This is a genomic window from Pseudoalteromonas sp. L23 (assembly GCF_021728455.1).
In the GTDB taxonomy this organism is placed as follows: domain Bacteria; phylum Pseudomonadota; class Gammaproteobacteria; order Enterobacterales; family Alteromonadaceae; genus Pseudoalteromonas.
On sequence record NZ_JAKKCW010000010.1, the window covers coordinates 125,801 to 150,034 of the forward strand.

20 protein-coding genes are annotated in these 24,234 nt (G+C 44.7%); 8 read left to right on the plus strand and 12 right to left on the minus strand.

The features are described 5' to 3' along the window. Window positions 1–42: 42 nt before the first annotated feature. Window positions 43–1,734, minus strand: coding sequence for a hemolysin D (locus tag L3V43_RS16575; RefSeq protein ID WP_237116980.1), 1,692 nt, complete (start codon window positions 1,732–1,734; stop codon window positions 43–45). Between the two features lie 385 nt (window positions 1,735–2,119). Here L3V43_RS16575 and lodA point away from each other — a divergent pair, with 385 nt between their 5' ends. Together lodA and lodB are read left to right on the plus strand one after the other, a co-directional pair. Next, a complete protein-coding gene (gene lodA / locus L3V43_RS16580) occupies window positions 2,120–4,204 on the plus strand; it encodes a CTQ-dependent lysine 6-oxidase LodA (protein ID WP_102058552.1) in 2,085 nt (694 codons plus the stop codon). A gap of 5 nt (window positions 4,205–4,209) precedes the next feature. Further along, on the plus strand, window positions 4,210–5,340 hold the full coding sequence (gene lodB, locus L3V43_RS16585; RefSeq protein ID WP_237116979.1) for a lysine-epsilon-oxidase maturase LodB: 1,131 nt from the start codon (window positions 4,210–4,212) through the stop codon (window positions 5,338–5,340). A 68-nt stretch (window positions 5,341–5,408) separates the two neighbouring features. Here the strand turns inward: lodB and L3V43_RS16590 are convergent, their stop codons facing one another. Beyond that, window positions 5,409–5,714 carry a hypothetical protein gene (locus L3V43_RS16590; RefSeq protein WP_010607466.1) on the minus strand — a complete coding sequence of 102 codons (306 nt, stop codon included), beginning with the start codon at window positions 5,712–5,714 and terminating at the stop codon, window positions 5,409–5,411. Window positions 5,715–5,826: 112 nt separating this feature from the next. On the opposite strand from L3V43_RS16590, the gene L3V43_RS16595 reads away from it, so the two are divergent. Then, a complete protein-coding gene (locus L3V43_RS16595; protein WP_010607467.1) occupies window positions 5,827–6,708 on the plus strand; it encodes a LysR substrate-binding domain-containing protein in 882 nt (293 codons plus the stop codon). A gap of 143 nt (window positions 6,709–6,851) precedes the next feature. Here L3V43_RS16595 and katG read toward each other — a convergent pair whose 3' ends face one another. Beyond that, window positions 6,852–9,038 carry a catalase/peroxidase HPI gene (gene katG, locus L3V43_RS16600; protein WP_102058553.1) on the minus strand — a complete coding sequence of 729 codons (2,187 nt, stop codon included), beginning with the start codon at window positions 9,036–9,038 and terminating at the stop codon, window positions 6,852–6,854. A 327-nt stretch (window positions 9,039–9,365) separates the two neighbouring features. Between katG and L3V43_RS16605 the strand changes: the two genes are divergently transcribed. Continuing rightward, window positions 9,366–9,581, plus strand: a complete 216-nt coding sequence (locus tag L3V43_RS16605) for a hypothetical protein (protein WP_102058554.1) — start codon at window positions 9,366–9,368, stop codon at window positions 9,579–9,581. Window positions 9,582–9,852: 271 nt separating this feature from the next. Beyond that, a complete protein-coding gene (locus L3V43_RS16610) occupies window positions 9,853–12,678 on the plus strand; it encodes a TonB-dependent receptor (RefSeq protein WP_237116978.1) in 2,826 nt (941 codons plus the stop codon). 56 nt (window positions 12,679–12,734) lie between these two features. Here L3V43_RS16610 and L3V43_RS16615 read toward each other — a convergent pair whose 3' ends face one another. The 5 genes from L3V43_RS16615 to aroQ form a co-directional block, all read right to left on the minus strand. Further along, window positions 12,735–14,330, minus strand: coding sequence for a PepSY-associated TM helix domain-containing protein (locus tag L3V43_RS16615; protein WP_237116977.1), 1,596 nt, complete (start codon window positions 14,328–14,330; stop codon window positions 12,735–12,737). A gap of 3 nt (window positions 14,331–14,333) precedes the next feature. Continuing rightward, entirely contained in the window at window positions 14,334–14,588 is a 255-nt protein-coding gene (locus tag L3V43_RS16620; RefSeq protein WP_010607471.1) for a hypothetical protein, read from the minus strand. Further along, a complete protein-coding gene (locus L3V43_RS16625; RefSeq protein WP_157782821.1) occupies window positions 14,578–14,913 on the minus strand; it encodes a hypothetical protein in 336 nt (111 codons plus the stop codon). Before L3V43_RS16625 ends, L3V43_RS16620 begins: the two co-directional genes overlap by 11 nt. A 153-nt stretch (window positions 14,914–15,066) precedes the next feature. Next, a complete protein-coding gene (azu, locus tag L3V43_RS16630; RefSeq protein ID WP_237116976.1) occupies window positions 15,067–15,522 on the minus strand; it encodes an azurin in 456 nt (151 codons plus the stop codon). A 289-nt stretch (window positions 15,523–15,811) separates the two neighbouring features. Further along, window positions 15,812–17,017: a gamma subclass chorismate mutase AroQ gene (aroQ, locus tag L3V43_RS16635; protein ID WP_237116975.1), complete on the minus strand. Its 1,206-nt coding sequence runs from the start codon at window positions 17,015–17,017 to the stop codon at window positions 15,812–15,814. A 286-nt stretch (window positions 17,018–17,303) separates the two neighbouring features. Here aroQ and L3V43_RS16640 point away from each other — a divergent pair, with 286 nt between their 5' ends. Further along, window positions 17,304–17,978 (plus strand): TorF family putative porin, encoded by a 675-nt coding sequence (locus tag L3V43_RS16640; RefSeq protein WP_237116974.1) that lies wholly within the window; start codon window positions 17,304–17,306, stop codon window positions 17,976–17,978. 137 nt (window positions 17,979–18,115) lie between these two features. Then, complete coding sequence (locus L3V43_RS16645) at window positions 18,116–18,565, plus strand: DUF4920 domain-containing protein (RefSeq protein WP_102058560.1); 450 nt, start codon at window positions 18,116–18,118, stop codon at window positions 18,563–18,565. On the opposite strand, the gene L3V43_RS16650 is transcribed toward L3V43_RS16645, so the two are convergent. From L3V43_RS16650 to L3V43_RS16665, 4 genes are all read right to left on the minus strand, one after another. Beyond that, complete coding sequence (locus L3V43_RS16650) at window positions 18,539–18,838, minus strand: AzlD domain-containing protein (protein ID WP_039491726.1); 300 nt, start codon at window positions 18,836–18,838, stop codon at window positions 18,539–18,541. The two genes, L3V43_RS16645 and L3V43_RS16650, sit on opposite strands and share 27 nt — an antisense overlap. After that, window positions 18,835–19,518, minus strand: coding sequence for an AzlC family ABC transporter permease (locus L3V43_RS16655; RefSeq protein WP_010607477.1), 684 nt, complete (start codon window positions 19,516–19,518; stop codon window positions 18,835–18,837). Before L3V43_RS16655 ends, L3V43_RS16650 begins: the two co-directional genes overlap by 4 nt. A 1-nt stretch (window position 19,519) precedes the next feature. Further along, complete coding sequence (locus L3V43_RS16660) at window positions 19,520–20,320, minus strand: AraC family transcriptional regulator (RefSeq protein ID WP_237116973.1); 801 nt, start codon at window positions 20,318–20,320, stop codon at window positions 19,520–19,522. 98 nt (window positions 20,321–20,418) lie between these two features. Continuing rightward, window positions 20,419–20,892 carry a nuclear transport factor 2 family protein gene (locus L3V43_RS16665; RefSeq protein WP_010607479.1) on the minus strand — a complete coding sequence of 158 codons (474 nt, stop codon included), beginning with the start codon at window positions 20,890–20,892 and terminating at the stop codon, window positions 20,419–20,421. 652 nt (window positions 20,893–21,544) lie between these two features. Between L3V43_RS16665 and L3V43_RS16670 the strand changes: the two genes are divergently transcribed. Further along, window positions 21,545–24,199 carry a glycoside hydrolase family 16 protein gene (locus L3V43_RS16670; protein ID WP_237116972.1) on the plus strand — a complete coding sequence of 885 codons (2,655 nt, stop codon included), beginning with the start codon at window positions 21,545–21,547 and terminating at the stop codon, window positions 24,197–24,199. Window positions 24,200–24,234: the final 35 nt, after the last annotated feature.

Here is a 24,234-nt window from a genome sequence, read left to right on the forward strand (position 1 = left end):
CCCTAAATTAGATAGGGCCTGCTGGTTGGGGGCTGTGTTAAGTTATATGCCTTCAATCATCCACTTAGCGGATAACTGGTCCGGCTCGCCATGGCGATTTAACTCAGGTTGGTTTTGCGCTTGGTTAAACCAAATATATTGCTGCCAAAATTGATTTTTGATATTCCAAACACCACCTTGATAAATCAATGCGTAGAGTGCTTGTTTAGGGGAGTCTACGAGTTTGAGATAGCCTGCGCTTGTGCTGCTGTAACTTAAAAACAGTGAAGGGGCCTGAGTGGCTCTAAAATAGTGATGACCCTGAGCATAGGTTACCTGAATTAAATTGAGAGGCTCAGTTGGGCTAAAGGTAATTCGGGTGTCATTGCTTAGGGTCTGTGCTGCTAAATACTGGTTATTTACTGGCGACTTTATCGTGATTTGTGTGCCCGTATCTGCACTTAACTGCGGATATGTCCAGCCGCTTGGTGGCGTTTGCCAGGTTAGAGATTTCCAGCGCCAGTTGTAGGGAATATCTAAGTGTGGATCGTTAAGATCTTCAAAACCAGGTTCGGCTTCAATATTAAAAAGACATTGGTTTCGCTCTGCATCTAGCTGTGCAACACGCTCAGCTTGGTTCGTTGTGCCTACATTCAACTCCGCCATACACGCTTCAAGCGACTTCCCTTTTCCTGACTCATTAGGGGCCAGTACATAAGTATGATCACGTTTATTTTCGTCCTTATACCAAGCCAGCATAGCGGCCTCGTCAAACGACAACCAGTTTTGTACTAGTTGCTGTGCTTCTTGCTCGGCTACGCTACGTCTTTGTGCCTTTGGTGTTGCCATTGTGCGAATAAACGCAGCCCAGAGATCTTTACTGGCCTCCAGCGCGACAATCGCGACCGGTTTCATGCTACTAATACGATAAGACTGCCAGCCTGACTCTAGGCGTGTATTCGCCTGCCAAATCACATCGCCACTGGAGAAGTTAAGCACATCTTTAGTGTCGTGCGAATGCTGCTCTGCACCCTCAGAGCAAAGGTAAGCTTTTACTTGCCAAACCTTTTCGTAGTTATCTTGTGGAAGCCTTACCGTATGCTCTGGACTAAATGAGTCTTGAAATAGGTGAACGGCACGGCCAAACAAAAAGTAATTATGATCTACTTCCGCAAGTGCGGCGTGGCCACCACCATCCCATACTTTGAGGCGCTTTTCCTCAGCCATGGCTGCATCAATAAAATGTTGAACAAAGCGTTTTTGCGCGCGATAAGCTGCATCTACACCACCTTGGCCTGCAATATCATCATAGCGGCGCATAAAGTGATCTAGCTGAATGTCAGCCGGTTCTTGCGAGACTGCGCTAAAACAGTTTGGGCCGGTAGGATCGGTACTGGCGTTGGTGACGTTAAATCCAGCAATATCAACCCAACGCTCACCGACAATGGCGGAATTCACACTGTCGTATCTTGGTTCATAGAGTGGGTTATTGTTTAACTGGGACTGAAGTCGAGTAATTTCATCTTGTGCGGCATGTAGTGCGATGTTCTTTGCCAGACCATAGCGCCAAGCATGTCTGGGGTCGTTGGGATCTGGTTCGATAATATGTTCGGCATCCAGCACTTCAAGTGCTGCGGTGCGGGTTAACCATTCATGTCCCATGGGCATGATCCCTTGTCCACCAAATTGGGTGAATGCTTGAACTGTGCTGCTTAATGCAAGTCCTAGTGAAATTGTAAGAGGCTTTATTTTCATATCTACTCCTTGAAAACCAAAAGCAAAAATAGAGTTTTTACTCAATGTAGGGGCAAAGATTATAGTTTGTGAAATAAATGTTTCAATTGATTTTTGTTTGTAACTAATAGGTTTTTTATCACCTGATTTGTTTGGTGAGTGTTTTCCTCTTACATGGCTTAAAAAAGATAAAAGTAATTTTTATTTAATATCAGATTGTTACAGTTTATTTTGTTCGTGTCTTATGTTCTGTAATGACGTGAAATATGCACATTTTCTTGCTGGTGCTACAGTTACTCTACTTAGCTGGGAATCAATTTAAGCGAAAGTTAGCGCACACTTGAGTATCTTTTGTTAACAAGTGTGTTGTTTTGTGCCGTGGTTACTATATCTAAAGGATATAAATATGAACTATTCACTTCACCCCTCTGTCGGTGTCGCAAGACTCGGTAATAGCGATGGTCAGTTTTATTTAGCACCAGACAAAATAGGTGGTTTACCGTTTGAATCCGATGAATGGGGCAATAAGATAGACAGCCCTGTCAGTCAGTTTAAAGACGCAGAAGGCCGGATCCGCAGACAGGGCCAACCCTTTAAAATCATTGACGAAAATAACAATGAGCTTACGTTATCGAGCGATAACGTTAAATCCATTAGTTGGACTGTACACGTCGCTAATAAAAAGGCGGCATGGTATGAGTTTAATGAATTACAAGGCAACTTACTCTATGGTCAAGATAATAGTTATAGCAATCGCAACACGCCTTGGCGTAATGCGGATGCAACGGATCGCCGAAGCTTAATTATTGACCCAGGTCCAAGAACGATATCTGGCGCAAATGCAAAGGCTGAATTTGACGCCGCCAGTGCGCCTGCAGGATATCCGGTTAGTTTCCCTCCCAAACCGTGCCAAGGCACTGAAATAAAGTCGCTCGGAGACATTTTAACCGATAACGAAGGCCGCTTAGTGGTACTTGGCGGTAAAGGGAATGCGGGTGGTAACCAGCCTCTTGAATCTTACGGTGGTGCGGACACATGGCATGATGATATTGCGGATGGAACTGTGTATTGCACGGTTACGTTTGACGATGGTAAAACCTTGCAACTCTCTGCTTGGGTAATTGTTGGCTCTCCGGATTTTGCACCGGAAATCGTTAATATCTCCAATCTCAGTGATACTATGTTTGACGTTGCGGTGCGCGAACAAAACTTATGTCCTGAGCTATACAGCGATGGTGAGTATCAGTCTTCTTATCAGGCAAATTATTACCAAGATATTGAGCCGATTATCCAGCGTATTAGCCGTTATCAGTGGGTATCAAATGTCCAATCTATGTCGGCATTTGTTTCCAATATTTTTGATTTTAAAGACAACTCTGAAGATAATAAAGCCAATCGTCAGGCTTACTTTAAGTACTTTAGACAGCCAGTTGACCCAGCCACAGTGCAGCAAACTCCGCCAAACGAGCAAACCAATCAGCAACTATTCGAGTATGGTATTGAGGGTAATTTACCACTGATGCCAATGAACTCTGGTAGTAACTCTGTGAGCAACGCTGAAGACAATATTGTCGATAAGTTTCTGACGTTAACGCAGACTCAATACTTCTTACTGAGTCAGTGGGCCGCTGGTAACTTTTCAAGTGCTAAACCTTCAGCGCCACAGAGCGCAGTCGATGAGTTTGGCGTATTTTATGCGGATCAAGGTAGCGTGGGTAATTGCGTTGGCTTACCTATGTGTCCAGGGATTGAGGTAACGTGGAGCTTACAAAATCCAGCAGTGTACGCGGCGCCTTATATCATCAAAGATCAAAGCATGGGTAATGGCTTTCCGAGCGGCTTGGATGCTGAGCGTGATGAGTGCGAAGGCGGTGGATGTCAGCCTGGAGATTTAACCAAGCGCATGGCATGCCCGTGGCAAGCAGACTTTTTCAACTGTACTATTCAAAATGTGAACTTTACCGAGCCAACGGTGAATAAAGTGAACGTCGGCACGGAAGACGATCCGCAAATGGTGCCAGCTGCCCCAACTTACTATAGTTACTGGTGGCCACCACAAAGCCCTTGGGATGTATTGACGAATCAATTTGATGATCAATCACTTACCCATCTGCCAGCAGGCCAGCAAGTCAACTATGCACGTGGTATCAATAGTTTTGTGCAAATGGTTGAGCATTGGTCTGCACTTGGTTTTATCCGCAATCAAAATAGTGATGAACCGAATTTCCCTTACTTTACGGAAATCGAACGTAATCACCAACTGTTTGCCTATAAGGATGTGCCTGTCTCTGATATTACTGGGAATTGCCAAGACGACGGAACCGATATTCCGGTGTTTTATATTCCTGATGACCTTAAAGATCACCTATCGTGCGGGTGCTCTAAGGCCAAAGCAATATTAAAAGGACTTGAAGAAAAAATGGCTAAGCCAATTACGCAAAAACGAGCTGCGAAAAAAGTGCCTCGCAGTGGTACTCGAACAAGACGGTAATGGATATGAATGGTACTCACGAATGTGATGTGCTAGTAATTGGTGCTGGCCCTGCCGGGGCTAGCACCGCATTAAACTTGCTCAATCACACAGACCTATCAGTCATTTTAATCGAGCAGTCTGATTTACAAAAATTAAGAATTGGCGAAAGTGTATCTGCAAGTGTGTTTTCGGTATTGGACTATTTGCAGATAGATAGAGCGGATTTCGGTCCGCACTGTTTTACTCCAACTCAAGGTAATAGTGCATTTTGGGGAAGTGAGAAATCTGCTAATCGTCACGCGATTTTTGCACCAGACAGAGCAACCTATCAAATTAATCGCGAGATATTTGATCTAACCTTGCTCGAAAGCACAATCCAGCGCGGTGGAACGGTGTTCCCGCGCACTAAAAGCAAAGCAATTACTCAGTTACAAGACGGTCGTTACTCAGTGGTGGTGAGTCATCCTGACTATGGTCAGTTCACCATTGTTTGCAAGTATCTAGTTGATGCGTCAGGGCGTAATTCGTCTATTGGCAAATCTCTAGGAGCGGCTGTTCAGCAATATGACAGACTTACTGGGGTTGGTGCCTTCTTTAAAGTAAAGCGGGGGGCGCTTGAGCAACTTCAACTAATTGAAAGTGATGAATGTGGCTGGTGGTACAGTGCGGCGCTTTCTAACGATATGTTAGTTGTAACGTATTTTAGTGATTTTGAATTGCTCTCAAAGCAGCGCTTAAATCGTTTGGCACAGTGGCAAGCGCACTTAGGTAGCAGTAAATATATGTCAAGGCGTGTTGAGGGGGCAAAGATGGTCGACGAAAGCCTATGGGTCCGACCTGCCGGGAGCCATTTTAACAGTTTTGCTCATCTCAAAAATTATCTACCAGTGGGGGATGCGGCTTGTGCGTTTGACCCTATTTCCTCTATGGGATTAGGGTTTGCCATGACATCGGGATGCCAAGCGGCAGCCATTATCGGCAATACCAAAACATCTCAAGCGTTTATGCACAGTAGCAAGATGTATCAACAAGACTTAGCGCGTCAGTTTGATCAGTACTTAGCGCTAAAGCAGCGGTTTTATAATAAGGAAAAACGTTGGTGTGATGCGCCTTTTTGGTTCAAGCGGCAGCAACTTATCAATCAGGTTGCTTAACTGAAACTAACCGAAGAATAACAACTGCTTGCGCATAAGTTGTTATTCTGATTTCGGGTTAGCTCATATTAAAGCAAGCTTAAAATGTGTTTGGCGTTTTGTCGGGCAAGACAGCCCTTGACGGGATCGGTTGAAAACGTTTTAGCCGATATCTCCATAGGCTTCCCTTCATGAAGTACATCACCGCTATAGACCTTAACTCGACAGGTCGTTTTGTTTTGCTCTTCTGAATAAACAAGCTCCACTTTTTCGGCCTTCATGATTAAGTTTTTGTAGGGGTATCCCGCATCAGTAAATACTTTTTCAGTTTGTACCTGCTCGGATGTTGATGCGAGTGCTGCTAGAGGAAATGCAAGAATAATTGCGTATTTCATGATAAAGACTCCTTCCGTCTCTGATTTCACTGCTAAGTATTGTGTGCATTCATAAAACTGACAAACTAGAAATTCTGACCTATAGTTAAGTTTTAATTAAGTAAGATGACGAATGAAATCACCTCCACTCAAAGGACTTTGGTATTTTAAAACGGCGGCGGAATTAGGCAGTTTTAAGCAGGCGGCGGAAGCCTTATTTGTGACTCAAGCCGCTGTGAGTCAACAGATAAGAACCCTTGAGCAACAGCTTGGTTGTATGTTATTTGAACGACAAACAAGAAAGGTATTGCTAACTCAGCAAGGACAAGACTTGTTGCCTTACTTACACAAGGCCTTTGGGCAAATGGAAATGGGCTTGTCGACGTTAAAATCAGATCCTAACCCAAACACCATTAACCTGTCGGTTTTGCCTTCATTTGCTACTTGTTGGCTGTTGCCAAGGTTGGCGAGCTTCAACAAAGCATTACCAGACTACCAGCTACGTATTGATCCAACCGAGCAACTCGCCGATTTTAACCACGACGATATTGATATTGGGATCCGCTTTGGATTTGGTAACTATCCAGGACTGAAAAGCGAGCTCATCGCGGAGGATGAGTTAGTCCTTGCCTACCGTCCTGGATTAATTGACCCAAATAAACCGTTGCGAGAACAGCTATCTAAACTCAATTTTATCTATGATGAAGGCCGGGATAATGAGCATGCGTGGCTTGAACTAAACAAACAACTGGATTTGAGTGGTCATACATTCAGTAATCTCAAAATTGATAATGCGGCGTTGGTACAGCAAGCAACGGTGGCAGGGCAGGGGTTTTCTTTGTTACGTCGACGTTTAGTGAATCAATCTTTAGAGCTAGGTCAATTAGAAATCTATCCCGACTTTGCATGGTTATGTGAATATCGGTATTACTTGGTCGCACCAGAGCGCCATTTTGAGTGGCCTAAATTAAAGGCGTTTCGAGATTGGATTGTGGCTGAGCTTAGCGCATGTTGAAATAGCGATTTTATATGTTCTTGGTTAACTTTAGCTTGGCCCATAAGGCGGCGAGTTGAGTACTGCAAAAAATAAAGCGGATAGGATAAACAGGCCAAGCCACTGTTATATACGCACCAGTGGCTAGGCTGAGTTATAAGCAGCTATTTTAGGTCAAATCGGTCTGCATTCATTACTTTGGTCCATACCTCAACAAAGTCACGGACAAACTTCTCTTTGCTATCATCTTGTGCGTACACTTCGGCGTAAGCGCGCAAAATAGAATTAGAACCAAAGACAAGATCAACGCGAGTCGCAGTCCATTTTACCGTGTCCGTGTCGCGTGTTTTTATCTCATATAGGTTCTCTCCACTTGGCTCCCAGCGATATGCCATATCGGTCAAGTTGACGAAAAAGTCATTACTCAAAGTGCCAACGTTATCGGTAAATACGCCATGCGATGTTTGCCCGTGATTGGTGCCTAGCACGCGCATTCCGCCGATCAGTACGGTCATTTCCTTGGCTGTGAGGCCCAACAGTTGAGCTTTATCAAGTAGCATTTCTTCTGGTTTTACGCTGTAGTGCTGTTTTTGCCAATTGCGAAAACCGTCATGTACAGGCTCTAATACATCAAATGACTCAATGTCGGTTTGCTCGTCTGTGGCATCGCCTCGCCCAGCGGCAAAAGGCACTTGGATTGATACACCGGCATTTTTAGCCGCTTGTTCAACGGCAGCGCAGCCACCCAATACGATTAGATCGGCCATGCTTACGGTAGGCGTAAAATTACTTTGCACGGTTTCTAATGCCGCAAGTACTTTCGCTAGACGCTCCGGCTCATTTCCAAGCCAATCTTTTTGCGGGGCTAGGCGGATCCTCGCACCATTTGCACCCCCTCTAAAATCGGAATATCTAAACGTTCTAGCACTATCCCACGCGGTGGCTACTAATTCTGAAAGCGTCACATTGGTTGCTAGAATTTGTTGCTTGAGTGCGCTAATTTCACTGTCGTTTAGAGTGTAGTTAACGCTGGGGACGGGGTCTTGCCATAGCAGGTCTTCGTTAGGGACTTCTGGGCCTAGATAACGGCTTTTTGGGCCAAGGTCGCGATGGGTTAGCTTAAACCACGCTCTTGCAAAAACATCGTTAAAATAGTCGGGATCGGCATAGAACTTCTCTGAAATTTTACGATAAGCAGGGTCCATTTTCAGCGCCATATCGGCATCTGTCATCATCGGCATGCAGCGTTTGGATGCGTCTTCAGCATCAACCGGCTTATCTTCTTCCTTTATATTAATAGGCTGCCATTGCCATGCACCCGCAGGGCTTTTGGTCTGCTCCCACTCGTACGTTAACAGCAAGTAGAAGTAGCCATTGTCCCATTGAGTTGGGTTCGTCGTCCAAGCGCCTTCAATACCACTGGTTACTGCATCAGAGCCAATGCCACGCGAGCTATGATTCATCCAACCAAAACCTTGTTCATGCAAGTCCGCGCCTTCTGGTGCCGGGCCTAATTCATCGGCATTGCCATTTCCGTGCGCTTTTCCCACAGTGTGTCCGCCAGCGGTTAGGGCAACGGTTTCTTCATCGTTCATTGCCATTCGAGCGAAGGTAACACGCATATCTTCAGCTGTTTTTAACGGATCGGGATTACCATCTACGCCCTCAGGATTAACGTAGATAAGACCCATCATCACAGCGGCAAGCGGGTTTTCTAAATCGCGTTCACCGCTATAGCGGCTGTTTGAATTATTGGAGGGAGCCAGCCACTCTTTTTCGCTGCCCCAGTAGGTGTCTTTTTCTGGATGCCAGATATCTTCTCGGCCACCGGCAAAACCAAAGGTTTTGAATCCCATCGACTCATAAGCAACGTTGCCCGCCAGCACGATTAAATCGGCCCAAGAAATACGATTGCCATACTTTCTTTTAATCGGCCAAAGTAAACGCCGGGCTTTATCTAAGTTTCCGTTGTCCGGCCAGCTGTTTAGCGGAGCAAAGCGCTGATTACCCGTGTTTGCACCACCGCGACCATCCGCAACACGATAACTGCCCGCAGCGTGCCATGCCATTCTGATCATTAATCCTCCATAGTGTCCCCAATCTGCGGGCCACCATGGCTGCGAGTCTGTCATAAGTTGCTCGAGATCTTTCTTCAGGGCGGGGTAATCGAGGCTGTTAAATGCGCTTTTGTAATCAAAATCGGCATCCATCGGATCGGTTTTCGTATCGTGCTGATGCAATATGTCTAAGTTCAGGCTATTTGGCCACCACTGGTGCTCGCTATGCTCTGACGACGTATTTGCACCATGTGCAAAAGGACAAATCGATGGTGTGTTTTGCTTCTTATCCATGGGAGATCCTTGTTTGTTCGATGACGGAAGATTGCTAGGGCCTGTTTATCTTTCAAGTTTGTTTCTGCAGCAGTTTGATTGATGTATACATAGGGCAAGTTGTACGCCGCGAGCAAAATACGCTCAGAGGAACAAAAATCAAATCGTAAAGACCAATAAACCCTAGGGCCTGTTGATCTTTCAAGTTTGTTTTTGCAGCAGTTTGATTGGTATTTATACAAGGCAGAGCCAGCGTAGCATAGTCACTCTATGTAAGTCTGGCGATAAAGACTTTGTGCTCCTGCAAAGTCACCTTACCCCACATCCTTGTGGGGCAACACAGTAGAAATGCTAATCAAGCGCTGCCCTTTGGGTTCATCTGAGTGCGCTTTGTTCATTGTTGCTCAACTTTTGCCTAGATTACTAGGCGGCAAGTCGAGCGTCGCGACCAAAACACACTCAGAAGAACAAAAATCAAACAGCAAAGGTCAACAGGCCCTAGATAAAGGTAGTCCCGATAAGTGCTTTTTACCAGATTTAGGTGGCCTTAAAGGCCAATATTGAATACCAAGAGAGTGGCGACATTTGTGACTCTCTGGGTAGTGAACATGCCAAATCTGACTGATTACATGATTTTTAATTAGACGCTTGAATATTCAATAAAAGTAAATAAATATTGCGCAAATCGTCTAGAATTGTTTGTTGGAACGATTTAATTGTGTTATCAGTATAAAAAGGCGCAATAAATAACCTATTTCATTTCCTATAGTGATAATAAGAAACTTTCTATCGTCAGCGTCTAACTATAATTTGGAACGTTACAAAGGAAACCGTTATGACAATAACAAAACAAAAAACGACTTTGGCGTTGGCAATCGCCAGCTTGTGTGGTTCGGGCGCTATGGTGTGGACGGCCCCTGTGTTTGCCGAGGAAGCAGCGTCGGAACCCGTTGAAAAGATTATGGTAACGGGGTCGCGTATCGCGCGGGCAAACCTAAGTAAACCCGGCGCGGTAACCACAATATCTAGATCGGATATTGAGCAAACCGGGTTTAAAAATATTGGTGATATGCTGCAAAATCTAACGGTTTCCGCCAGTGCTCCTAATGCTTCTCAAAATGAAAATACGTCGGGCGTGACAAACTTCGACTTACGCGGTCTAGGTGCACAGCGCACGTTGGTCTTGCTAAATGGCCGCCGCTTACCAAACGGGGGAAATGGCGCGGATGCTGCGGTTGACCTAAGTGCTATACCTACAGCGATTATTGAACGTGTTGAAATTCTATTGGACGGTGCCTCTTCTATTTACGGCTCTGATGCGGTGTCTGGTGTCGTAAACATTATTACTCGCCAAACGGGCGATATTTTTGAGGTCAGTGGCTCAATTGGCCAATCCGCTGAAGGCGATGCTGATACGACTTCTTTGGAACTTGTAACAGGGATTGTTGGCGATAAAGGGCGTTTTATGGTGAGTGCCAGCTACGATGAAAAACAAGAAGTGTATGCTGGCGACAGAGACTTTAGCCGCTATGATTTAACACTTAATCCGGATGGCAGTTACGGCCAAGGCGGTAGTTCCGCAATGCCATGGAGTAACCTAAAAGTCACGGATGAAAACGGTAAGGAAATATTTGTTACCCGAGGCCCAGAATATGGCGAGTGGCGTGAAACTATCTCCGATGCATCACTTGCACAAAATGATTTATACAACTACCAAGAGCCTAGCTTGCTACAAACGCCTTTTGAACGCTATAGCATGAGTGCGTTTGGCGAGTATGATCTTGGCAATTTGAAGTTTTCGGATGACGTGGTATTCAATTTCGAGGCGCTTTATTCGCATCGAAAATCCACTACCAATGGTGCGCCTCAGCCACTAGTTCCAGTTTGGGGTGGGTATTTAGATTTCACTTACTCTCCTGATAACTATTACAACCAACAATTTGGTCCGAAAGACAAAGATGGTAATCCTTATGCCATCAATGACTGGCGTCGCAGAATGGTAGAAACCAATGGCCGTATGAACCATGTGGAAAACAGCCAGTACCGTATTGTGATGGCGCTCTCTGGTGATTTTAATGCAGATTGGAGCTGGGAGTTGGCCTACAATTTTGGTCGCAACTCAAACAAACGACTAAAAACCGGCATATTCAATTGGCCTGCGGCTAAAAATGCGGTCGGTCCTACCCATTTTGATGATCAAGGCGTGCTGCGCTGTGGTGCTACACCGGATGCGCTAATTGCGGGTTGTGTGCCGCTTAATATCTTTGGCCAACCCGGTACCGACTCCGAAATTTCCGAGGACATGCTAAATTATCTCTCTGGTGATTGGCCGGGGATCCAACAAGGTCATAACCAGATTAAAATCGCCAGCGCGAACCTAAGTGGCGTAGTGGCGAGTTTGCCTGCGGGCGACCTAGGTGTGTCTTTTGGCATCGAAAATCAAAAAGTTGAGGCGCGTAATCAAACAGATGCCGTTTCTATTAATATTTTAGTCACGGATGGATTAGGTAGACCAACTGGCGGCGAATATTCGCTCAATGAAGCCTACCTAGAAGCTGTCGTACCACTACTATCAGACCACGATTGGGCGCAGAACCTAGAGTTAAATCTCGCGACTCGATATTCAGACTTTGATACGTTTGGTTCGACCACCAATTCAAAAGTGGGCGTATTTTGGGCGTTGAATGAGCAGTTGAGTTTTAGAGGGACTTGGTCACAAGCATTTAGAGCGCCTAATGTGGTGGAACTTTATAAAGGAAGGTTACCTGGTTTTGAAAATGGCGACGATCCTTGTGCCGTAGCAAATCCAAACCAAAACTGTGTCAGCACAGGCGTTCCCGCTGATGGCAGTTACCGAGAAACGATCGGACAGATCAGAACTAATACTGGCGGTAACACCGAACTTGAACCAGAAACCGCGACGAGCAAAACACTTGGGGTGATTTATCAGCCGAGCTGGCTTACTAACGGTTCAATCACCTTAGATTTTTATGACATCCAATTAAAAGATGCCATTGGTAACATTAGCGCGGTGACTAAATTGAGTGAATGTATGAATAATGGTTTGTACTGCGACTCTGTACATCGTGTTCAATCTGGTGAGTTTCAGGGGGTGATCACCGGTGTTGATGTGTTTAATGAAAACCTCAATGCGTTAAACCGTCAAGGGGTGGACGCGGAAGTTCGTTTTGACATCGGGCAGTTTTCATTTGGTGATTTGAGTACCGCACTAAACTGGTCATTTGTGAGTAAACATGAAGTCATTGAACCAGGCCTTGCAACCAAAGACAGAGCCGGACAGCGCGTTAATGGCCAGATGGCGGTGCCTGAGCACAGAGTTAACTTTGCACTTAATTGGCAGCATGACGGCTTTAGCGCAAGTTGGCAAAGTTACTACATCGATTCAATGTTAGAAGAAGTATCGGTTAAACAAGGCGACCAAATCGTTAACTTTACCAATACCGTTGATAGCACGCTGACACATAATGCTCAAGTAACCTACCATTTAGACTCTGTTGATACTCAAATTACGCTGGGCGTTAACAATCTACTGGATGAAGCGCCGCCTTTTGCGACGGGTAATGGAAATAACGCAGATCCCATTCATTCATCTTTATATTTGGGTCGTGAGTACTACCTAAGATTTAAGACAGAGTTTTAACTTCACATTGTTTCCCTGTGAGAGTAAGACAAAGCGGGCTATGTAAGCCCGCTTTTTTAGTTCGCAGTTTGGTGCGAAGTTCGTTCTGACGAAGTTGCGCTTGTGGTTTGCGCTGCGGCGTTGATCCGTGACACTGCCTTCCAACAGATCAAGGCCATTAGTGCTATTAGTCCAATTACAATCGCGAAGTCTACTTTAGTTTGTAGCGGTAATAAGTTGTATTGGTTACCGAAGTAGGCCAAATTCATCACTAAACTTAAACAATAGCAAATCCCACTTAGTCCTAATAACACCTTGCTAAAGGACAAAACATCTTTGGCAAATTGGCTACTTATCAGGGCGAAGAAAAAGGCTATAAACATAGAGGACTTGACGGTTTCTAATTTGTCGGCATGCGTCGCAGGAAGTAAAGTGGTTAATGTAAAGCCAACAGCAACCGCTAAAATCACCCCAATAAAACTGCCGCTGGTCAGTCTTTTGACAAACATTAGGCTTTTAGGACTTTGCTTTTTCTGCTTTGCTCGTTTGTCAATCCACATCAAATTGCCAGTAACAATTAAGTAGGCGGTTGCAAGACCAAGGCATAAAAACGCCAGTCGCATGCCATATCCAGCAAAATCACCAAAGTGGAGGCTTGCAATGGTAGAGAGTCCCGCTCGTACCGCATTATCATAGTTGTTTTCTGTGAGGTAAACTTGCGAGCTGTCACTTAGCTTATACTGAATTTCTTTAATATTAGAGAAAGCATCATTGCTTTTTGCTGTAAAGCCCACCACCGCATTCTTGTCACCAAAGTGGCTAATTTCAACCATAGTAAAGGTAACATCCCCAAGCTTAGCCTGTGCTTGAGCTCTTAGTTGATCGATGCCTTGCATGGGTTGTATTTGGTTTATGGCCTCAATTTTTGGCTCGTTAAATCCAGCTGCTTGCAGTAATGCAGTTTGGTTGCCACCATAGAGCAGCACGGCGTATGAAATCTGGTAGATAATCACGAGGTTGAAAACAAGCCCTGTGAAGGCGTACATAATGTGAAAAGGTAGGCCCATCGTGCCAATCAGGTTATGAGCATCCAGCCATTTGTCTTTTTTACCTTCGGCGCGATATTGAAAGAAGTTTTTAGCAATTTTACGCCAATGGATCACAACGCCACTTAGTATAGCAACGAAGAAAAATAACGTAATCACTCCAACAAAATAGAGTCCAGGCCTACCTAACCCCAAATCGAAATGGAGTTCAAAAAGCAACGTAGAAAACTCAAACTTATCGGCGTCAGCAAGTACCTCACCAGATTGCGGTGATATCAATAGGTGTTGATCCTGATGATCCTCCCCCGTGATCGGGTGGGGCTGATCTAAATGGGTTGCAAAATATACTTCAATAAACGGATTATGCGGCGTAGGCTCTCGCATAAAAAAGCCATGATCGGTATCAACATCGTATTGTTGTTGAATAGAGTTTATGGCGTTGTCATAAGAAATTGTGGTTATTGACTCGTTTGATTGTACAGCCAGAGGTGCACGCTCCCAACCCCGAATATTATCTCTAAATAGGCTAAGTGAGCCTGTGATAAAAACGATGAATAATACCGTTGAAATAATGAGTCCAATCCAGGCGTGCGCTTCGGTTAATGATTTTAGTGTTTGGTTTTTCATTGTTTATCTCATTAACAATAATGCTGTATTTAGTAGCAGCGAAGGGATAAAAATAGCAAATAACGGCTTGCAGGCTGCTTTTGCACTTGGAAATGCGTAGCTCCATACGATAAAACCCGCCCAGATAGGAAATGCTAAGATCAGACCCAGCATGAGTTTTGCCGATTCAGAAAATGGTAGTAACAAGTTGAGGTTTAGCACCAAAGAAATAGACAGTAATAATCCCAATGAAAATCCAAGTAAGGTTTTAGGCCACATAACTTATTCCCCCTACAAATAGAGATAACAAGAAGACTAATGCTGAACTGAGATAGAAACGTCTTATTGAATACCCACTTAACAAAGTTACTGAAACTAAACTAAACATCAAGATAACAAGTGCTGCTAACATCGCAGAGATAACAGGATATTGCACAGTTAAAATACCAAGTCCGGACAAAATTAGTAGAGTGGCTAAAGGATATGCTGCGAGTCTACTAATAGATGAAGCCAAAAATCGTTGTTTAGGGCTTGCCAAGTAGAGTAACACTGCGGCAAACCAAAATGGTATAATTGAGAAAAAGCTCATGATGGTGATAATCATTATTGTTTGCAATTGATTGTAATGATTATAGGTATGTTCTTCAAGGCTTGAGTAATAATTGTCACAAATTAGATAAATTAATGATATGGCAAAAGCAGGGCTGCGCTGTGAGGCTTCAGGAAGTCACGGTTTGATCCCTGCTCTGTAGCACTTTTAGCTAAGTGTAAAAGTGCCTTGCATAATGGCGAAATGGCCCGGGAAAGAACAGAAGAACTTGTAGCTGTCACCTTGCTTTAACTGCTCAGTAGAGAAGGTCACTGTGGTTTTCTCGCCACCGCCAATCACCTTTGATACGGCTAAAACGCGACTGTCGTTTGGCTTTACATAGCTATTATTTGCACCTGCCGACATACCATCGGTTGCAACGGCTTGAACATCTGCTGCTTTGCTCAACACCCAGTTGTGGCCCATGGTGGTGGCTGGCAGTTTGCCCGTATGCTTTAACGTGACTGAAATTTCTTTACAGCTAGATGGCGCACTGAGTGATTTTTTAGAAAACTGCATCATGTCGTTGGCTTCGATGCTGAGTTCACATTCGTTTGCCGATGCAGTATGAGAAAACAGAAAGACACCTAGGCTAAGCAAAGTGATGGAAAGAGAGGTTTTCATATTTAACTCCTTAATTAAAAATCATTCTCATTATTATCTTTGCCGGGGTGAATGTAAATGGATGCAGATCAATAAAACGGTTCTTTGCGTGAAGTGACTGAAATTAAAGAGTGAAAAGCAAAATGAAAGCTCAACAGGCCCAGATATTCAGGGCATCAATGCAATGGAAAGCCGTCAAGCAGCCAAAACAAGAGGGTAGTTCTTTTAAAACCATTGTCTTATGGCTGATGTCGTTGGTGTAATCATGATCAGTCAAGACATCAGCTAATCCGACTTATTGCTAATTTGTTTATGAAGCAGTGATAGTGCAGTTATCCACCCTGCGTACCTTTTGCAGTGCCGAAAAGAGTCTAGTTTTGTCGTTTGCAAAGAGCTGTTCGGTGTTTATTATTTGGTTAAACAAGCCTGCCAGTTCATCCGTGAGGTTACCGTGCTTGGCAAGATGCTGGATCAGTGTTTCAAGAATGGCTGCACCAAGCTGATTTAATGTGCTTCTTAGCTGATCCAAATTGGCATCTTCGTTTGGTACGCCTTCAGCCAGCCATTGTGCCCGGTATCTGTATTGAATAGCTTTTGCAGCATCCATTTGTGCTTGGAAAAACGCCTCAACGCTTGCACTATCCAGACATTGCTGGCGGGCTTGCTCTAGCGCTTTTGAGAGCACAGTGGCTTCACGGGATAAGTCTTCAATTGGCCTGTGTTGTTGTGCTTTAAACAGTGCTACAGGCTGCATCTGAGCAAGACGTTGGTTGATATGTGAGAATAGCACCTCAGCAGAGTCTGTTCGCGTTTTGACCAATGTATTTGCCTTTTCAACGACCTGCGCCAGCGCGGTGCGAGCTTCATCTTCGCTTATCGGCTGAGACCGTTTCTCCACTTTCATCAGACCAAACAGCGTATGGTTATCCGCGTTATCCTGAATGCTTACTTCGCGCAGTATCAGCTCTGGGTAAACCACTTTAAGTGCGCAGCTACCTACGGCAACGGTGTTTTGGTCAAATTGCCCATTTGCAAGTAAGCGAGCCGCTTCGTTGGTGCCTTTGGGCACGGGCTTGGTTTGTACCTGATGAGCATTGAGCCAATGACCAATTTGGTTCAGGGCTGCCGGGTGGGATGCTGCATGCGTAATTTTAGTTGTCTTTTTCAATCCAAAAACACACATTTCGATAGGGATATACACAGCAGCACTCAGCTCCGTTACCTTGTAGTTACGCATCGCATTGACAATGGCTGGGACCAGTTGTCCTTCAATAGTGGAGTTGGCCAGCGCGCTAAAGGCCCAGCTCTGCGCTTGTGCGGCATTGGCATAAGTATGCTCCGGGGTGCCCGAGTAAAAACGCTCATACTCCTGCGACTGGCGGTTGGCGAGTAGGTCAAGTGCGGCATGATTAAAACTCCCCGGCCCGGCTTGTATATAAACAGACTCGGCCTGAGTTGTCAGCGTAAACAGCAGCGCGGATAACACCAGTAAGCGAAACATAAATGACAATTTCAAGGGCTTTTCCAAAGGTTCTACAGGCAAAAAACGCATCCTAACAGAACCTCTACGCGCTGTCCTGCAAGCGGAGTGATTTATTGATAACTCACAGCGTACTTTATGTGCCTGCTTAATCGCCTTATAGCATCAATAAGTGCTTTTGTTGTTACCGCCAGCCAGACGCTTATGAAACGAAAAAAGAATCATACCAAGCACGTTAAAAAGCGGATGAAACTGTGTCAGTGACAGGGCGGGAACGGCGGTCTATGCTTGAAATGACTGCAATTAAAGGGTGATTTTAAAGATGAAAAAATACTGGCTGCTGCCATTGTTGTTTACTCCACTATTTGTCAATGCGGCGACATCTTCTACCGTAACATTGGCTTCCGATTATTTATTTAACGGCGTGAGTCAAACTAAGGAAGACGAAGCGCTGCAAGTTAGTCTCGATTGGTTTGGAAAAAGTGGTTGGTATGCTGGAGGCTGGGTGTCTCAAGTAGATTTTGGTGATGGTACGGATTTAGAAGGAGATCTGTATGGTGGCTACAAATTTACGCTAACTGAAAAATTAAAGCTTGATGTTGGCCTCTCCCAATATACCTATCATGGTGATGATGTGAGTTCTGATTACAACTATGCAGAAGCCTTTGCAAAGTTTAATTATGGCCAGACAAATTTAGACTTTTGGTATGCATGGGATTACTTTGGAACAGGGGCTGCTCACGGGATAGTGATGCTCACGCATAGTATCCCAATCACAGATCGGTGGTTACTGACGCTCGGGGTTGATCATTCAATGAGCTTTGATAGTGATAAATACGAATGGGAGTTGGGTGATGATGACTATACCCACTGGCATCTAACTGGAACTTACTCGATTAGTACTTGGTCTTTTTCATTGGGTTATGAAAGCAATGACATTGATTCTTATGCAGATTCTACATTTGTGGCGTCAATTTCAAAAACATTTAACTTCTAAATTTACCTTTTATTAACTTTTGTGTTGATTTTAGTTGCGAATTGTACTTTTATATAGCTATATGATTGATGCTCCATAACTTTTTATAGGAGTAAGCAATTGATGAGGTAAATAGTGATAAAAGCTATGGAGTCGCAATGATGAAGGATACGATAAAACTAACAGCACTCTCTTTGGCGGTATTTTCTCGGTTTAGCTTTTCAAGCCCGCTAGAATTTGCCGGTGGCGCAGACATGTCTAAGTTAGTCGAGGCAGAGCACATATTGCCAAATCTCAATGACTACACAACAAACCTTGTGACCGTAAAAGGAGTGGTCACTCATGTTTGCAGAAAGTTAGGTTGCTGGATGACGCTGCGAGTAGCAAATGGCCTAGACGTAAATATCGAAGTTGAGCAAGGCGATATGGTATTTCCACTTGCTGCGATTGGCCGTGAAGCCCATGTGACGGGGCGCTTCGAAGCGCTAAACCAGCGCGCTTTGGCTTGCGTGAGTAAAGCAGACGATGAAGCTGCACTTATGCGTTTGGGATTTAATCCAACGGCCGTAACCATTTCGCATTTAGTACAGCAGATAAAACACAGCTAGACTCCCAAACGTGGTGACATAGAGGTTTTTAAAGCGAAACGCCAGTATTACCGCAACCGTTGCGGCGACCAAATAGGGGTTGCTTGGCGTGATGGCAAGTTGCTTGTCTTGAATAAATACAATGGGCACCCAAATAGCGGTCAATACGCAAGGGGCGCTAAAGCTTAAAAAGCGCTGTAGTTTAGGGCCGATAGTAAAAGGCAGTTGTTTTGCCAAAAATAAATATCGAGTTGCAAACGTGACGCAAGCCATGGCTAAAATAGTGGTGATCATACACGCTCCTTTTTACTTTGTAGCACATATCCTACCGACATTCCGAGCAGCGCTGAGGCGATTAAACCAAATTCAAAATGGATCAGTTTGAACACTAAGATAGTTACGGCCGACGTTAAACAGGCGCATAACACGGGTAATGCGTTAATACTCGGGACCACTAAAGCAATAAATATTGCCGCAATCGCGAAGTCTAAGCCAAGGTTGGTCAAGTCAGGTAAAAACTGACCTGCGACAATACCAATGAGCGTCCACAGATTCCATGCAACATAAAAGCTACCACCTGCGATGAGCGCATACACGAGCCGAAGTTTGCCTTGATAGGCACGGTGGTGATGGGAAAACGCAAATAATTCGTCAGTGAGAAAAAACGCAATGGGGCCACGCCATTTAAGGGGCTTATCTATCATTTTGTTGCGGATAGCAAGGCCGTAGAGTAAATGTCTCGCGCTGATAATAAAGGTAGTCGCAAGCAAGGTGATAAGCGCGGTGTCTTTGGCAATAAGTTCTATTGCCACTAACTGCGCCGAGCCTGCAAAAACTAATAACGACATTAACTGTGCTTCGAGCGGCGTAAAGCCATTTTGCACGGCAAGGGAGCCACACAATATTCCCCAAGGAAGTACGGCGAGATTTAATGGCAACATATCCCAAAAGCCTTTGCATACTGCGACTTTCATATTAACAAGCCTTGCTATATTGACTGGGAGTGATCCCCATATTCTTTTTAAAATGACGGTTGAAGTGGCTTTGATCATAAAAGCCTACGCTTAACGCTGCATGGGAAACACTTTTGCCACTGCGCAGTAATGCCTTGGCATGATTAAGCCGGTGTTGTATTTGAAAGGCATGGGGAGTGAGGCCAGTGTGGGCCTTAAATACGCGAATAAAGTAAAAGGGACTCATGCCGACAAGGCTCGCTAAGGAGTCGAGTGATACATCTTCAAATAAATTATCCAAAAGAAAATGGCGTGCTGTGGTAATTCGCTGCTTCACCGAAGGGATTTTTGTATCGAATGTGACTTTGCCTTGCTTATTGCTTAAATAAGATAGCAGAGTAATAAGTTGAGACTGCTTTTCAAGTACGCTGGTATCACATTCTAAGACGTTAAAAGTGGTGTCCATGAGTGCCGCAAGCGCTCGGTCGTGTACCACTGCATCATGGAAAAAAGGAGCCATTGCCTTGCCATCACCAAGAAACTGATTAAATAGTTCAGGCGTTGGGTAGAGTGAGCGGTACGAAGACTTATCTTTTGACGCCTTTCTGCAATCGTGCACCTGCTCTGCATTAATCAAAATGACACTATGCTGACTAGCTAAGTGTTCACTGCCACTGCGGTAGAATCGCTGTGCACCACTATCCACTAAGGCAAGCGTATAGCCGCTGTGGCTATGTCTACCAAAGTCTTCCTGCTTATCAATGTTGTGTAGTACTTCTAGGCCACCGAGTTCACGATGAAAACTAAACTTTGAGTGTTGCATAATTCTCTCCCCCATTGATGAAAAGCGTATCTGTCTTCACTCAAAAAGTCTTGTACAAAATTGCACAATGCCACAAACAATAACTGGGTTAATAACGCCTAATGCCAAGTCTCTTTTTTGATCACGTTAACAAGGCGGTGATTGATTAAGCATCGGCCATCGATTACTTTAAGCTCGTCTTCATACACTCCGTTAAATACGGTGATTGGGGCATCTGATTGAGATTTTGGCTGCTGATAAAGAACAAAGTAGCTTTTAGCACTAAACTTATTTGCCTCGATAGGTTGAATATCGGCACTGGTTATCATGTGCATACTTTTTGTTGTTTTTATGGCTTGTTGCTGCCTTATTGTTATTTCTTCAGCACCAGTAATATTGATACTGAGTGCTGGGATACTAAATGTTGCATCCTGTGTAAAAACACTTTGGTATGCTTGTGCTGAACCCGAATCTCGATATTTTATGTAATTGTGCAGTGTCGTTTCACAGAGGCGCTGGTTACTGCTTGGCTTGGTGGTCATGCAACCACTCATAACACCTGCCGCTGCAACTAAAAGGAAATATGATTTCATAACATGACCCTAATTTTTTGCTCTCAACCTGAGGTTTGGATAAGGAATGAGCTGATTCATTGTTTTTAACTCACGTAAAATTATTCCCTTGTCTAGCCAGAGAGTTTTGGGGATAACAAGACGAATTTACGCACCAATAGCTGGCTATTGGAAGTGAATTCAACGCAGTTAGCGCTAAAACTGGCTGCTAGAAAGGCATTAATTATCCGAAGCTCAGGTTCGATAATCTCAGTGAATTTAACCGTATTGTCAACCAAGCTAAAGCGTATGATTTATCTTGACGTAACGATTGCGTAAACATGTAAAGCCCCTTTACGGCTTTTTCTGCTACGGTTTTATTAGATGCTACTGATCTGTTAAGTGTGTATTTATATCATGCAGATTTTCACCTTATGACAATTTAATATTGACGAATAAATTAACTTAGTTTACTTTTGTGAAAGCGCTTACATTTTGCGTTTGTTTTTTTAACTCCATTTGTAAGCGCTTACATTTGTTGCTAGGAACGCGCTGAGTAGTCTTCCAGCGTATAGCTAAATAACCTGCTCTGAGAAACGATGAGTTAATCGACGGCTTATCTAAGCCTCAGGTTAAATAATAAAGTTCTTAGCATTCAACCATTTGACAACGACGTTTTGCATCGGGGTAACTGATGAAAATTGCAGCAAGAAAATTAACAAGGCTATGTACCGCAATCTCTGTGGCTATCATAGCGGGATGTGGCGGAAGCGCCGAGACAGAAACTAATTATAAATCCGTTGATACCACAGCGCCGGTTTCAGACTGGACGCTAGTGTGGAGCGATGAATTTGATAGCGATGCGATAGACACATCTAAGTGGACGCACGAGGTAAATTGCGACGGCGGTGGCAATAATGAAAAACAGTGTTACACCGACAGTGAACAGAACGCGTTTATTGCCGATGGCATGCTGAATATTGTCGCTACCCCTGCGCAAGCAGGCGCACAACTGCCGTATACCTCGGCAAGATTGAACACCAAATATAAAGCTGACTTTAAGTATGGCAGATTCGAAATGCGGGCCAAGCTACCAAGCGGGCAAGGCAGTTGGCCCGCGTTTTGGATGTTGCCTACGGATGAGGTTTACGGTGGCTGGCCCAAGTCTGGTGAAATAGACATTATGGAAGCGGTAAACCTCAAGGTCGCTAATGAAGACGGCTCGGTTGAATCTAACGTGCATGGCACGCTTCATTACGGCCGTGATTGGCCTAATAATGTTCACACCGGTAAAGCATACGCCATACCTGATGGTGTAAATCCAGCCGATGACTTCCATACCTATGCTGTGGAGTGGCAAGAGGGTGAGATCCGTTGGTACGTTGATGGTTATCTCTATGCCACGCAACGTCAATCGGAAGTTCGTTACAACTCAAAGCAAGAAGCGGTTGGTTTAAAACACCGTGGATGGTTTGCTGAATACTACGAGCAAGGCTCAGGCGAGCTGGTTACTCATTGGGATAGTGCGCCTTTTGATCAACAGTTTCACCTTATCTTAAACCTTGCCGTTGGCGGTGATTGGCCTGAAAACGTTAATAATAAAGGTATCGACTCGGACGCCTTTGTGAACGGACAATCGTTTGTGGTTGACTATGTCAGAGTGTATGAATGCGGCTCTAACCCTGAAACGGGCAAAGGATGTGAAACGGTGCGTCCAGGCTACGACGACCTTGAGGATGCGTTAGTCGAAGGCGAAGCACCTATTCCGTCGCCACCTTCTTCGGGTACCGCTAAAAACCTAACCATCTTTGATGATAATTTTAATGTTAACTGGCCAGCTTGGGATTGTTGTGGTGGCTCTACGCCTGCATTGGTTGCAGACGAAAGCCGTGGCAATGTTGTTGAGTTTATGGTCGGTGAGACGCCAACCGTAAATGGCTTTACCAGCCGTGCCGAATTTATCACAGATCCAAGCGGTAAAGCCTCGCCATTTGATGCAACGAGTATGCTAGAAGCGGGCTATATTCGGTTCGATATGCAAGTGACACAAATGCCTTCAGACCCGAGCGCAGCATGGAAATTTAAAGTCGAAAGCCAAGGTGCTTCTAGCGCTGCTGAACTCGATCTTTTTGCAAGCGTTGAAGGACAATCACCAGCCGCAGGCTCGTGGCAAACTTATACCTTCCCACTACAGCAGTTAGCTGATGCAGGACTTGATGTGTCAGCCATTGATGTTGTGATGATCTTCCCAGCATGGGGGGCTGGTAATGGTGCTATCTATCGTGTTGATAAGGTTGAGATTGCACAGGATACAAACTTACCTTCGTTGACCTTATTTGAAAATGCCATTAACGCGCAGTGGCCGCTTTGGGATTGTTGTGGTGGCTCGACACCGGCTGAAGTCTCTGACGATGCGACGCATGGTATTGTTGCTGAATTCACGATTGGTGACACACCAACGGTAATGGGGTTTTCGTCTCGAACAGAAGTGGGCGGAGCTGGAAAACCGTTTGATGCAACTGCAATTTTAGCAGGTGGCGTAGTACAGTTTGAGATGAAAGTTATGAGCTTACCGTCAACACCTGATGCCCCTTGGCTACTTAAAATTGAGTCTGATAACGCCGCGAGTGCGGTTGAGCTACCACTATCTGAATCACAAGAGGGTGTAGCGCCACAGGCTGGTGAATGGCAAACCTATACTTTCTCAATTGAAGCTTTGGCTCAGGCAGGACTTGATCCAAGTGCAATTGATGTGGTGATGATTTTCCCAGCTTGGGGCTCAGGTAGCGGTGCGGTTTATCGTGTTGATAACGCAAAAATCTTTCATCCTGACGGTGACAAGGCGAGTGGTGGTCTAAGCTTATTCAAAGATCAAGCTGCTGAGCAGTGGTCAATTTGGGATTGCTGTGGTGGCTCTACACCCGCAATCGAAGTCGACGAAGATGCAGCCCATGGTCAAGTTGCGCAATTTGTTATTGGTGCAACCCCAACTGTGATGGGGTTCTTAGCGGATGACGATGTCTATTATGATGCTTCCCATTTACTAGAAACTGGCGTAGTTAAGTTTGATATGAAAGTGACTTCAGCACCTGCAAATATCGACGCTCAATGGCTGTTTAAAATTGAGTCAAATGATGCCAGTGCAGCGGTAGAGCTTGCTCTGAACCAAAGCGCTGAAGGTCAAGCTCCAGAAGTTGGCAAATGGCAAACGTATACGTTTCCACTTCAAGCTTTGTACGATGCTGGACTCGATATTAGTGCCATTGATGTCTTGATGGTATTCCCCAGCTGGGGAATGGGCGAGGGCGCCGTTTACCGCATAGACAATGTTGAAATCGTCAGTCAATAAGCCAGTGTGGATCGCCAATAGTGCTTTGAACTCGG